The sequence below is a fragment of the Pseudomonas sp. H1_A03 genome, assembly GCF_054685145.1.
The window spans coordinates 1,454,808-1,467,260 of sequence record NZ_CP162829.1 but is presented as its reverse complement, the minus strand read 5'-3'; the positions used below and the strand labels follow the sequence as shown (position 1 = coordinate 1,467,260).

Annotated in this window: 10 protein-coding genes; all 10 read right to left on the bottom strand. The window is 61.5% G+C overall.

The features are described 5' to 3' along the window. Positions 1-11 precede the first annotated feature (11 nt). The 10 genes from pgaA to AB4O35_RS06805 all read right to left on the bottom strand — a co-directional run bounded on the left by pgaA (position 12) and on the right by AB4O35_RS06805 (position 12,361). Complete coding sequence (gene pgaA / locus AB4O35_RS06850) at positions 12-2,492, bottom strand: poly-beta-1,6 N-acetyl-D-glucosamine export porin PgaA (RefSeq protein WP_065910827.1); 2,481 nt, start codon at positions 2,490-2,492, stop codon at positions 12-14. Between the two features lie 299 nt (positions 2,493-2,791). Continuing rightward, the gene (locus AB4O35_RS06845) at positions 2,792-4,288 is read right to left on the bottom strand and encodes a YdgA family protein (protein WP_065872811.1); all 1,497 of its coding nucleotides are present in this window, start codon (positions 4,286-4,288) and stop codon (positions 2,792-2,794) included. Between the two features lie 147 nt (positions 4,289-4,435). Continuing rightward, a complete protein-coding gene (locus AB4O35_RS06840; protein WP_065872812.1) occupies positions 4,436-5,068 on the bottom strand; it encodes an NADH:ubiquinone oxidoreductase subunit N in 633 nt (210 codons plus the stop codon). A gap of 81 nt (positions 5,069-5,149) precedes the next feature. After that, entirely contained in the window at positions 5,150-6,592 is a 1,443-nt protein-coding gene (locus AB4O35_RS06835) for an efflux transporter outer membrane subunit (protein ID WP_065879698.1), read from the bottom strand. Continuing rightward, the gene (locus tag AB4O35_RS06830; protein WP_049710689.1) at positions 6,589-7,479 is read right to left on the bottom strand and encodes an efflux RND transporter periplasmic adaptor subunit; all 891 of its coding nucleotides are present in this window, start codon (positions 7,477-7,479) and stop codon (positions 6,589-6,591) included. Before AB4O35_RS06830 ends, AB4O35_RS06835 begins: the two co-directional genes overlap by 4 nt. Then, positions 7,476-7,685 (bottom strand): DUF1656 domain-containing protein, encoded by a 210-nt coding sequence (locus AB4O35_RS06825; protein ID WP_012721577.1) that lies wholly within the window; start codon positions 7,683-7,685, stop codon positions 7,476-7,478. Before AB4O35_RS06825 ends, AB4O35_RS06830 begins: the two co-directional genes overlap by 4 nt. Continuing rightward, entirely contained in the window at positions 7,682-9,760 is a 2,079-nt protein-coding gene (locus AB4O35_RS06820; RefSeq protein ID WP_065889327.1) for an FUSC family protein, read from the bottom strand. Before AB4O35_RS06820 ends, AB4O35_RS06825 begins: the two co-directional genes overlap by 4 nt. Beyond that, entirely contained in the window at positions 9,757-10,167 is a 411-nt protein-coding gene (locus tag AB4O35_RS06815) for a MarR family winged helix-turn-helix transcriptional regulator (protein WP_065872815.1), read from the bottom strand. The genes AB4O35_RS06820 and AB4O35_RS06815 overlap by 4 nt, the downstream gene beginning before the upstream one ends. 310 nt (positions 10,168-10,477) lie before the next feature. Next, positions 10,478-10,723 (bottom strand): DUF2789 domain-containing protein, encoded by a 246-nt coding sequence (locus AB4O35_RS06810; protein ID WP_065945764.1) that lies wholly within the window; start codon positions 10,721-10,723, stop codon positions 10,478-10,480. A 33-nt stretch (positions 10,724-10,756) separates the two neighbouring features. Beyond that, positions 10,757-12,361, bottom strand: coding sequence for a glycosyltransferase family 39 protein (locus tag AB4O35_RS06805; RefSeq protein WP_065945763.1), 1,605 nt, complete (start codon positions 12,359-12,361; stop codon positions 10,757-10,759). Between the last annotated feature and the right edge of the window lie 92 nt (positions 12,362-12,453).

The following is a 12,453-nucleotide window of genomic DNA, read 5'->3' as shown; positions in this document are numbered from 1 at the left end:
ATCAGGCTCTTCTAGAAACGGTAAGTGAGGTCGACGAGCAGGCGCAGATCGCGTTCGCGATCGCCGTCATACGTTCGGCTGACCAGGCTCAGGTTGGCGCCGGCTTCCAGTACGTCGTTCCAGCGAATACGCTGGCCGTAACCGATCAAACCGACACCGCCGGCGGAGTAATCCTGTTGGCGATAAGTACCCGCACCGATCTGGAACTGCTGACTCCACTGGGTCTCGTAGCGGTGATAAAGCACATGGTTGACGTTGACGGTGGGCATCACGCCGAAATCCGACTTCGGGTTGAAGTACAGCGTGTCTTCCTTGCTATTGCGGCTGGCACTGACTTCCAGGCCCAACTCCACTTGCACCTTGGGTGAGCTGTAAATGCCCTCGCGGCCAGTGAGCAAGGCTTCGATGCGGTCGTTGCCATCGCTGAAATGCGACGGGCTCACGGCCAGTTTCCACTCGCGGCTTTCGTTGGCACGCCAGCGGATAAAACCGCTGCCGCCGTTGGCCGTGACATCGGTATTCAGGGCGCGCAACGGAGTGGTCGCCGAGAGGTAGTCGAGGCTGCCGCCGTATTGCCAGTGGTCGTTGATGTCGCGGGCAATCGATACGCGCGCGCCTTGTTTGGAGCCAAAGCCGTAGGAGTGGTTGGACACCTCTGCTTCAAGGGTCATGTCACGGGTACGCCGCTCCACACCCACGCGCTGCCAACGGTGATGGCCGGTACCTTCGGTAAAGTCGGCGGTGCCGTAGCCCACACCGGCGAACAGGCGCCAGTCTTCGTCGATGGGCGGCGTGTAGACCACGCTTTCAATGCCCCAGTCACGGCTACCCGTTATCGCGCCGGCCTCCTCGTTATTGCTGCCACCGTAGCTTTTACCGGTGTAGGCCTCGACGCGGACTTCGGCCATGTCGTGCACATTGCGCAGGCGATTGAGGCGCTGTACCTGGCGGTTTTCCGGGGCACGGGCGACGACGTCGTCGGTGAGCATGTCGAGTTGGCGCCACTCCTGCAGGTCCAGCGCCGTGAAGCCTTGGGACATTTCCACGCCGATGTCACGCGGGCTCTGGTTTTCAGTTTCCTTGAGTGAATCTTCAGCGCGTCTTGGCCACTCACGGGCACGGTACATCTCCGCCTGCGCCAAACGCACACCGATGCTGCCTGGGGCTTTATTTCCCAAAGCCTCCAGGTTTGCTTCGCTGGCGTTCAGGTCATCGCCATAGGTACCGGCTTGGGCGGCCAATTGTTGGGCGTCCATCCACTCGTCGTTAGGGTTGCCGATGGGCAGGCCCTTGAGTTCAACCCGAGGTTTCTCGGTGCTGGCCAATTTATCGGCAACAACGCGTGCCTCTGCCACCTGGTCGTTTTCCAACAAGGCGTAGAACAAGGCAGAACTGTCTTTAACGTGATCACCGGGGTCGGCATCCGCAGCTGTCAACGCCTGGCGATACAGCGGTGCGGCCTTTTCCGGCAAGCGCTGGTCGAGGTAGGCGGCAGCGACCCAGCGCACGGCATAGGTCGGCAGTTGCACACCTTCGGCCTTGAGCGTTTCGTACTCACGAATCACCTCAGCGGTGCGCGCCCGCGCCTTGAGCGCGCCGAGGCGGTCGATGCGCCAGACCACCACGTCGCCCTTGGCGCTGGCGTCGGGGGTCCAGCGCGCGAGCAGTTTGTCGTAGGCCTCAAGTGCGCGGTCGGCGATCACAAAGCGTTCTTTCTCGGTACGCGTGGCGAACTCGGCCATACGCACGCGCTCGGCGGCCAGGTCGCCCTCGAGGCGGCGCTGCGTGACTGCATCGATCAGGCCCGGGCGCTTGGCCGACAGACGCAAGGCGGCTTCCGGCAGGCGAGCCTTTTGCAGGGCGACGATGTATTCGCGGGCGACTTCAGGTTTGTCCCCGGCGCGGATAAAGGCCTGGTCGAATTCAAACAGCGCGTCGTAGTTCAAATCGGCGCGGGTCAGCGCGTAGCCCAGGGCCATGCGCCGGTTGGGGTCATCGGGCTTGGCGGCTACCAGCGCGCGGGTGCGTTGCACGGCTTCGCTGGTTTTGCCGCCGTCAGCCTGGGTAAGGGCCAGGCCCAGTTGCAGGTCGACATTGTTCGGTTCACGCAACAGCGCTTTGCGATAGACCGCCTCGGCCTGCGCCCACTGCTTCTGGTTGCGATAGGTTCGCGCAACCGTGGCCAGCGCCTGGGCGGTCAAGTTGCGATTCTGACCCTGTGCCTCGTACACCTTCAGCACTTCGGCATCCTGGCCGGCCCAGCCAGCGATCACCACGTGGTCGCTGATCTGGCCTGGCGTCTGGCGCTCGGCAGGCAATTGGCGCAGTTGAGTCAGGGCGGGTGTGAAGTTGCCGTTGCGCGCCTGGATGATCAGGGCGTCGTAGGCCGGGTCGGCCATGGCAAAGGTGGGCATCAGCAACTGGCTGCACAAGGTTACCCCGATGAGCAGCCGTAACCGGCCTGAGGCACTGAGTGGGAGATTTCGCAGCATATCGTGAGCTTCCTTACACACGGAAAGCTGTAACGATGGGTGGTCCTGAGCGATTTGCATCAGGGTGTCGGCGTCTCGTGACCCGACCTAGCTTTCCTGTATGAACTATCCCCGACGCAGGTACGAAAAAGGACAATGCATAACAATTGTTCAGAATTGCCCTGTGAATCTGAAAATGAATGGGGGAGCAGACTTGCCTGCGATAACGGGTAACCCATCAGCACGAGTGCCGACCGTTTGACCCTTATCGCGGGCAACCCCACTCCCCCATTATTTATTTCTGGGCGATGACCCAGTTTTTACTGTGCGCCGCCGACCGCACCGACTTTTGACATAACGAAACCAATGAACTGCTCGACCGTCATTTTCTGGCCGTTGAAGGTCACTTCATTGTTAGCGTAATGCAGCTTGGAAACCACGTCGCTGCCCACCAGGGTCGCCAGTTGTGTGCCAACGGCCATGCCGCTGACCATTTCGCTGGCCATCTGGGATTGCTGCTCGATGGCTTTAGGATCGGTCACACCGCCAACCTGCGCTTGCAGGGCGGCAACGTCGGCGATCATTGGCTTGGACAGGGTCAGGTTGGCGTCCAGCAGCGCGACCATTTGCTTGCCCAACTCAACCGGCGGCAATTCCATGGAGGTCGGCTTGGCCAGGTCCAGCACCAGGTTGAACTTGCTTTCACCGTGGGTGGTTTTCAGCGACAGGTTTTCCAGCGCCACGTGTGGCTTGGCGGCCAGCAACTGGCCGACGTTGGCTTCAGCCAGGGCCTGCTCGGCTTCAGTCAGTTGCAGCTCCGGCACCGGTTGGCCGGCGGCGGCAGCAGCTTGCACCGGCTGCATCTTGTCCTGATACAGCTTGGTCAGCAGCAGGCCAGAGGGCACATCGATGTTCTTCACGCTCAGGGCCATGGCGGCAGAGCCCACGGGTTTGCCCTGATAGCCGATCTCGTCGATCTTGTAGTCGACGCGGCCAGACATGTTGTTGTCTTTGACTTCGCTGGTGTCTTTCTGCTCGAAGCCCTTGAGGGTCATCACGGCTTTCTGTGGGCCGAAGGTGAGCTTGGTGTCGGTCAGCTCTATCGTGTTCTGCCCGGTGTAGAAGCCGAAGGTGGATTTCTCCAGGTTGCTGGCCACGGTCAGGCCGGCGAATTCAGCGTCGAAGGGTGCGCCATTGGCATCGACCACAGCCAGTTTGAGGCTGTTCATGTAGCCGTCGACCTTGACCTTCTTGCCCTCGGCGGTGCTGTCGAAATCCAGGTTGAGGCCAGAGAAATTCACCGAAGCCGTCTCGTCCTTGAACTCCAGCGGCAGCAGTTCCAGATTACCGCTCACCGAACGGCTGTAGCCGATATTGGCCACGCCTTTGAGCGGTGACACGTCTTTGGCGGCGGCGAACCATTTCTCAGTGGTGGCGTTCTTTTCCAGCGCGTAGTGACTGGTCGCCATGACCGGCAGCCATTTCAGCGATACCAGGCGCGAGAACGGCAGCGGGCCGTGTTCGATATGGTCGACAATCAGCAGCTCGGGGTTCGGGTTCTGCTCGCCGAAGAACGAGCCCTGGCCCTTGAGGCGATAGTGCGCGGTGCTGCTGAACAGGCCACGGTCCAAGGACACCAGCTCCAGGGCAACAGTGCCGTCGACGCCGGCCATGGAACGTTGCAGTTCCTTGTTGGCGTCCTGCACCGCCGTTTGCAGCACGGGCTCCAGCTGCTTACCGGTGTACCAGGCACCGCCTGCACTGACGACGCCAACGGCGACAACGAAACCCAAAAGAACAACGGCTGGCTTATTCATGAAGTGACCTGATCAAATCCTGTGAGAAGTGGGCTGTCTTCCTTGAACCCCGAAGGGGATTGGCTCAAGCCCGCCGAAAACGGGGGAAGATTAGCACTGGCGGCCACAAACGGCCCAGCCTTTCAGAGGGATCAGTTCAGCACTAGTTCACGAATACTCCAGTTCTATTTCATCCAACTGGTGGTCGAAACTCTTCAGGCGTGCCGTCCAGGTGTACACCAGCACCTCAAACTCGCGGTGTATGACCGCATTGCCGGGGGTGTCCGACTTGGGGTCGCAGAAGTCCAGCTGGTAGCGCTCGCGGGCCATTTGCGTGGCGACGTCGGACAGTTCCCGCGCGTTGCTCAGCCAGTGCCTACCGTCAGCGACCTGCTGATCAAGTGCCACGCACTGTTTTTTCAGGACTTCGAGGCTTTTCTCCAGGGGCGTGCCGGTGAGGTCACCCATGACTTCCTGGAAGGTCCGCCCCGGCTGCCAATAGCTGCCCCAGAAATAGCGGTCGAACACGGTCTCGACCCGGCGCAGGGCGACCTTGGTGTCCCAGATCGCCACGCGGGTCTTGCCTTGTTCGAGGAGTTTTTTCTTCACCCGTTGATTCTGGTAAGAGGCCCACGCCACGACGCCGATGGACAGGGTGCCGATCACCAGGCAGGCACTGTCGAGAAACACCATCGCCTTGTCGAGCTGATGGGCGAGCATCACGCCGTAGAAATAGGTCGCCGATAACAACACCAGTGCGAAACACACGCACCAGAAAGCGGGAGCATAAGGGTTTTTCATTATTGGAATCCCCATGAGCAAACGCGAGCAGTGACAAGCGGATCGTCACGGCGGTCCGCCTGTCAAAGCATAGCTATTCGCTCAGGGTTTGCCGGGTTGTGACGCGTGCGTTCGTCCGCTTTCCCAACCGCCGCCCAGGGCCAGGAACAGATCGATCTGGCTCATGGCAACCTGGGTGTTGGCCGCCGCCAATTGCGCGCGCACATCGGTGTAGGTGCGGGTGGCTTGCAGGTCGGCCAGGAACGACGCGCGGCCGGCCTGGAAGAAGCGGTGGGTCTGCCCTGCTGCTTCCTTGGCCGATTCGCCGGCTTCGGCCAATGCATCGCGGCGTTGCAGTTGCGCAGTGTACTGCGCCAGGCCGGTCTGGGTTTCGCGGATGGCATTGAGCACCACGCCGTCAAAGTGCGCCAGAGCGCCCTGGGTGGCGGCTTCGGCTTCGTGAACGCGCGCGCGGGCGCCGTTGGTCGGCACTGTCCAACTGATCATTGGGCCAAAGCCCCAACGGTTGGTCGCAGGCTGGCCAAGGTTTTCGAGCAGGCCAACGGTGCCCACGGTGGCGCCAATGCTGATATCCGGGTAAAGCGCGCCAGTCGCCACGCCGATCCTCGCGGTGGCGGCGGCCAGTTGACGTTCGGCCTGACGCACATCGGGACGGCGCTTGAGCAACGCCGCGCCATCGCCCACCGGCAGCAGTTGGGCGATGAGCGGCAGCTCGGCGCAGGTGCCAGTGCCCGCCGGCAGTTGGTCCACCGGCTTGGCCAACAGCATCGACAGGCGGAACAGCCCGGCCTGGCGCAATGCTTGGTAGCGCGGCATGTCGGCGCGCAAGGATTTGTATTGGGTTTGCGAGCGCGTCACCTGGGTTTCATCGCCACGCCCGGCGTCACGCAGACGCTGGGTGAGCTTAGTGCTCTGGGCCTGCAGGTCGAGGGACTCATTGGCAATTGCCAGCTCTTCGTTCGCGGCACAGACCTGGGTATAGGAGCGCACGACATCGGCTACCAGGGTGATGCGCGCAATATCAGCAGCCGCCTGGGCCGCGTCGGCACTGGCCTGGGCGCTTTCGATGCCGCGTTGCAGCGTACCGAACAGGTCGAACTGGTAGGACGTGGTGATACCCACGCTGCCAATATTGCCCACCGGGACTTTTTCCGTCAGTAAAAACGCTTCGCCAGACTCTTGCAGACGCTGGGCTTCAGCCTTCGCGCCGAAGCTCCAGCCGCCTGCGGACTCCGCTTGCTGGGTCTGAAAGCGCGCACGCTGCAAGTTCGCAGCCGCCACGCGCAAGTCGGTGTTCGACGCCATCGCTTGGCGCACCAGCTCATCCAGGCGCGGGTCTTTGTACAGTTTCCACCAGTCGGCCGGCACCGGCGCCGACACCACGTTGTTACCCTCCCCAACAATTTGCCCTTGCAGATCGCCACGGTTGACGGCGGCTTTATCCGGCAGTGTGTAATCCGGGCCCACCACTTGGCAGGCCGACAGCAGCAAACCCAGCGCGGCGGTCGCCAACAGCTGCTTCATGGTTTGTCTCCGTCTTTAACCTTATCGCCGATGATCGAGACAGTCGCCGTACGCCCGGCGATCATGCGGAAGTCCGCTGGCACATCGTCAAACGCAATGCGCACCGGGATCCGCTGGGCCAGGCGCACCCAACTGAACGCCGGGTTGACGTTGGGCAACAGGTTGGAGCCGCTGCTGCGGTCGCGGTCTTCGATACCGGCGACGATGCTTTGCACATGGCCACGCAGACGAGCGTTGTCGCCAATCACGCGGATATCCACGCTCATGCCGACGTGGATGCCGTCGAGCTTGGTTTCTTCGAAGTAGCCATCGATATGGAAGGAATTGCTGTCCACCACCGACAGCACCGGGCGCCCGGCGGTGACGAACTCCTGGGTACGCGGCGCACGGTCGTTGACGTAACCGTCCACGGGGCTGCGGATCACCGAGCGGTCGAGGTTGAGCTGGGCAGAGTCCACCGTCACCTGGGCTTCAGCCAGGGCAGACTGGGCCCGGGCCACGCGCGATTGGCTTTCTTCCAGTTGCTCGCTGGGCACCAGGTTGCCGAGGCCACGGTTACGCTTGTACTCGCGCTGGGCCTGGGCCAAGGTTTCCTGGCGGTCGGCCACGGCGGCCTGGGCTTGGCGCAGGGCCAGCTTAAAACGGTCCTGATCGACGGCGAACAGCACCTGGCCCTTGGTTACCAACTGGTTATCGCGCACGTCGACGCGCTGGATCAGCCCGGACACGTCCGGGGCGATCTGCACAATGTCGGCACGGATGTGGCCGTCACGGGTCCAGGGGGCAAACATGTAGTACATAACCATGCGCCACACAACGACGACCGCAAACGTCACGATCAACAGCGTCAGGACGACACGGCCGATGGTCAAAAAAGGTTTTTTCATGTCATCAGGTATCGACTGAGTGAGTCCACCGCGCCCAGCAACAGCGCGTAGAGTCCCACGTTGAACAATGCCCGGTGCCAGACCAGGCGATAGAAGTGGACGCGGGTCAACAACCCGTGCACCACCAGAAACAACACATAAGTAATGCCCATCAGCACCAGCAACGTGGGCAGGAACACCCCGCTGATATCCAGATCACCGATCATAAAGGCGCTCCATCGGGTAGCGGCGCTTGCACCTCGGCGCCGCCAATGAATTCCACGCCCGGCAGCAGTGACAGGCGCAAACCAGCCAGCGCGTGCAGCAGATGCAGGCGGGTGTCATCTTCGTCTTGCAAACCCTGGCCGTTGAGGGCGCGACGCGTGCGGTCCAGCGTCATCAGCAGACCGCTGGGCGCCGGCAAGCGTTCACCGGCCTTGAGGCACGCCTTGAAGTAAGCGCCCACGCCTTCCACCACCTGATTGAGCAGCACCCGTGGCACACCGAGGATGCGCGGTGAGTAAGCCAGCAGGTCGAGCAGGTTCAGCGCCACGCGCAAATCGCGCAAGGCGGTGCCGGTGTCCTGGTTGATCAGGGCCAGGCGCGGCAGGTGTTGCATCAGGCGGTCGAGCATTTGCACGGCCATGTGCCGGTGCTCGGCCAGGGTCGCGGGCTCGGTGAGCGTGACGATGTCGCGCCAACTGAAACGCGTCAGGCGCTTGGCCGCCAGTTCAGCACCGAACGGCCGTGCAATCAGTGTCCACACGAAGGCAAACAGCAAGCCCACCGGCCCAGCCAGGTTGACGTTGGCGAAGTTGAGGAAGTCCGCGTCATAGGCGCCCTGGATGCTGATAAACGACGAGGTATTCACCAGCGTCAGCAGCATGCCCAGGTAAAATCGCGGCTGCACGGTGAGCGTGCCGATGCAGATAAACGGCACGGCAAACGCCAGCACCAGCATCGGGAAGTCATGCAGGTTGGGCAGCACCAAAAACAGATAGAGGCTGGCGAACAACACCGACATGGCGGTCCAGAAAAAGAACCGGTAGATCTGCGGTGCGGGGTCATCCATCGTTGCAAAGAAGCTGCAGGCGACAGCAGCCAGGATCACTGCGCTGCCGCCGTCGGTCCAACCCAGCAAAATCCACAGCACCGAAGCAACGATGATCGCGCTGACGGTGGAGAACGCCGAGTAGAACATCAGGCCACGGTCGAGGAAGGGCGTGAGGCGTCCCAGGCGCCAGTGGCGGTAGACGGCGCGCCAACTGTCCTGGCTTTCACATTGGATAGCGGCTTGCAGGCTACGGCAGTCTTGCCACAGGTCGATCCATTCGCCCAAACGGTAAAGGGCGTTGGAGAACAGCAGCGTGTGGCGGTCGTCCAGCGCTTCGCCGTGGGGTTGCAGGGCGTCGACCTGGTCACGCAGGGCGCGCCAGCTGTCCATCGGCGCGCTGTCCTGGGTGTTTTCCAGCCATTGGCGGGTCGCTTCCAGCAATGGCGTGATTTTATCCAGGAACTCCGGCGCGCGATGCTCGATGGCATACAGCGCATCGTCGAGTGCATCCACCACTGGCAGCAGGTGAATCATGCGCCCGCGCAGCTCTTTGGTATTACGCACCGTCTGTGGCCTTGCGCCTTCGTGGGGCAACTGGCCGATCATCAGTTCGAGGGTGTTGAAGGTGGCGACCATGCCGCCGCGCAGCGTGCTGATTTCTTCAGGCTCAACATTGCGGGCCAGAAAGCGCTGGCTATAAACCTGGGCGTCGGCAAACCACTTGGTCACCGAGCCATCGAACACCGGCATGAGACGGCGCGGCCAGAACATCGCGCCCACTACCGCCGCGACGACGATGCCGAGGAAGATTTCTTCGGTACGCGCTTCGGCCACATCCCACACAGCCAGGGGGTTATCCACCACCGGCAAGGCGATCAGCGGCAAGGTGTAGCCGGCCAGCATCAACGCGTAGTTGTTGGCGGTGCGCAGGTGCATGGACAGAAACAGCAACGTGCCCGTCCACAAGGCAATCACCACCACCAACATATAAGGCGACTGCACGAACATCGGCACGAAAATCACCGCCGCCGCCGCGCCCATGAAGGTGCCGATGGCGCGGTACAACGCCTTGGAACTGGTAGGGCCGACAAACGGGCTGGAGACGATATACACCGTGGCCATCGCCCAATACGGACGCGGCATCTGCATAAGCATGGCGATGTATAACGCGATCATCGACGCCGCGAAGGTACGCACCCCATAGAACCAGTCACGGGCGGGCGGGAAACCGGTAAAAAATCCGTTCAAAGCGTCGCCGCCTCGAAGGCGCGCAATACCCGCAGCGCGGCTTCCAGATCGTTGGGGGCGATATCCGCCAGTACGTCCTTACGCAGACGCACCAATTGCGCCTCCACCGCTTGCACCAGCTCACGGCCGCGCTCGGTGAGGCTCAAGGACTTGGCGCGACGGTCGTGGACGTCTTCTGTGCGGCACACGTAGCCGTCTGTGCACAGCCGGTCGAGCAGGCGCACCAGCGACGGGCTTTCCATGCCCGAGGCCTGGGCCACTTTGACCTGGTGCACGCCATCGCCCAAGCGGCCGATCATCAAGAGCGGCACGGCGCAGGCTTCGGAGATGCCGTAGCTCACCAGCGTGGTCTGGCAGATTTTGCGCCAGTGACGGGCGCCCACCACCATGCTGCTGCTCAGGTTCATCTGGAGTTGTTCGAGAGATTGAGGCACTGGATAGTTCGCATACAGTTAGTTTGCTAACTATCAATATGGTAGATGAAGCCACCATCGTCAAGTTTTGAAACAATTTAGCGGATGGGTGGTGGGCGCTGGGGATGGAGAAAGCGGGCTTGAGCGCGGGCGAGTCATTTGAGTCGCTGCAAAACACATGTGGGAGCTGGCTTGCCTGCGATGGCGTTGATCAAGTCGAGGTAGATGTCGACTGACACTCCGCTATCGCAGGCAAGCCAGCTCCCACGTTTAGACCGGGCTGGCTTCAAGCTTACTGTCTGGCTTAAACCCCTCGTCCACCCCGCAACATCAGATTCAACTCATCCACCACCACCGCCCAATCCGCATCCTCCAGAATCTCCTCGCGCAAAAACGCCCTTTGGCTGTCCGTCCAAAAGAACGCATCCGCCAATTTCAACTCCGGTTTGAGCGGCGAATGAACCGCCACGAACTGCTCAATACTCACCGGGTCATTCTCCAGACCCAGCTGTTTGAACAATGACGGCAAACTATGCACGGGCGATTCCATGACGGGCTCCTGAAAGAAAAGAATTAACCCAGTCTAGCGACAGCCCTCGGGTTGCGCCGACGGTACGTTGCACAACACAAACAACCGCGCCCTGGCACCGCCGCCATCCTGGCGACTGAGTTCGCGCCAGCCGACGGGCAGCGGCGCGAATTCATCCGGCGCTTCGTTGCTGCTGATCAGCCACACGCGCCGGGTCTCGGCGGGCAGTGCTGACAGGCGGTCGAGATAGATGCGCCCGCCGTCCTGGTCTACCAAGGTACCGAAGCCATACGCATTCGGCCGAGTGGGCGTGCCGTCCGGTTTGGGCGGGGTGTAGAGCTGCAATTGGGCGTCGGTCTGGTCGTAATACACGTAGCTGAGGTACCACATCATGTCGCTGAGGACGATGCGGTCGTCTTCCTGGTAGTTGCGGTTGACGAACTCCACCGGCACGTTGAACTGGTCGTGTTCATCCACGGCAAAGTTGTTCTTCAACCCCACCAGTTCGACGCCGACAAACAGCACAAACAGCGCCACCCCCAGCAGTGAAAACCGCGACGGCAGGCGGTCGATAGCCATCGCCACAAGAACCGGCAAGCCCAAGGCGTATACCGTCAGGTAGCGCTCGATAAACACCGGGGAAACAAATGACACGCCGTAGACCAGCAGCAGTGGCAACAGGAAAAACAGCGCCAGCAGGCTGGCCGGTCGGTAGCGTTCGCGATCTCGCCAAGCGGTGATCACAACAACAGTCACCAGCAGCAGCGGAAACAGCCAGAACAACGGCGGCCAGAAGCCAACGCCTTCATCCTGGAGCACGAACTGCCAGATCATCGAAGGCAGGGAGAACAGGCTGACCGGTTCTTCCCAGCCTATGTCGCCGCCCACCTTGAGCTGTTCGACGTGTTGCACCAGGTCCAACAGGTTAGGCAGCCAAGGCAGATACAACAGCACAATCGCGGCGTTAGCCGCCCACCATGCCGGGCGGGTGATCAGGCGCCGGTCTCGCGGCGCCGTACCCCAAAGCACACCCAGATAGGCCCAATGCACCAGCACACACAGCGCCGTGAAGTAATGGGTGTAGAAACTAGCACTCATCAACACGACATAGGCCGCCAGATAACGCGTGCGCTCGGGTTGACGCACCCAATACACCAGCGCCAGCGTGGCGCCCAGCAACCACACGCCCAGTAGCGAGTACATGCGCACTTCCTGGCTGTAGCGCACCGCCGTAGGTAATAGCGCCAGCAAAATGCCCGCCAGCACCGCCGCACGACGGCTGGACAATTGCTGCGTCAGCCAGACGCCCAGGCCCACGGCGACCACACCGGGGACGGCGCTCATGCTGCGAATCGACCAGATGCTGTCGCCGAACAGCTCAATCCAGCCGCGCAGCAGAAAAAAATACAGCGGCGGGTGCACATCATGCGCCGCGTGGAACCACAGGTCGGCCACGGCGTATTCGCTGAGCAACAGGCTGGAGCCTTCGTCGCCCCAGATCGCCGCCGCCGTCAGGTTGTAAAAACGCAGGGCCATGGCCAGCGCCAGAATCGGCACCCACCAGAGTCGGCTGATCCAACCGGCACCTTCCCAAGAGAGGCGGTTGAGTGCGGGTAACGTCCCGACCTTTTCGTTTTGCTCTACCACAGACCGACGCACCTCGATTCCCCTGCCCTTGATTGCCTGAGTGCAAACACCGCCACTCTAGGACAAAAGCCCCTGATTCGCTTCTATAACCCGATAAATCGGCA

What these genes read in the sequence shown, in the direction of transcription:
- AB4O35_RS06835 (WP_065879698.1), bottom strand. Translation starts at nt 6,592, where the DNA reads ATGAAGCAGCTGTTGGCGACCGCCGCGCTGGGTTTGCTGCTGTCGGCC.
- pgaA (WP_065910827.1), bottom strand. Translation starts at nt 2,492, where the DNA reads ATGCTGCGAAATCTCCCACTCAGTGCCTCAGGCCGGTTACGGCTGCTC.
- AB4O35_RS06830 (WP_049710689.1), bottom strand. Translation starts at nt 7,479, where the DNA reads ATGAAAAAACCTTTTTTGACCATCGGCCGTGTCGTCCTGACGCTGTTG.
- AB4O35_RS06810 (WP_065945764.1), bottom strand. Translation starts at nt 10,723, where the DNA reads ATGGAATCGCCCGTGCATAGTTTGCCGTCATTGTTCAAACAGCTGGGT.
- AB4O35_RS06840 (WP_065872812.1), bottom strand. Translation starts at nt 5,068, where the DNA reads ATGAAAAACCCTTATGCTCCCGCTTTCTGGTGCGTGTGTTTCGCACTG.
- AB4O35_RS06825 (WP_012721577.1), bottom strand. Translation starts at nt 7,685, where the DNA reads ATGATCGGTGATCTGGATATCAGCGGGGTGTTCCTGCCCACGTTGCTG.
- AB4O35_RS06845 (WP_065872811.1), bottom strand. Translation starts at nt 4,288, where the DNA reads ATGAATAAGCCAGCCGTTGTTCTTTTGGGTTTCGTTGTCGCCGTTGGC.
- AB4O35_RS06815 (WP_065872815.1), bottom strand. Translation starts at nt 10,167, where the DNA reads ATGAACCTGAGCAGCAGCATGGTGGTGGGCGCCCGTCACTGGCGCAAA.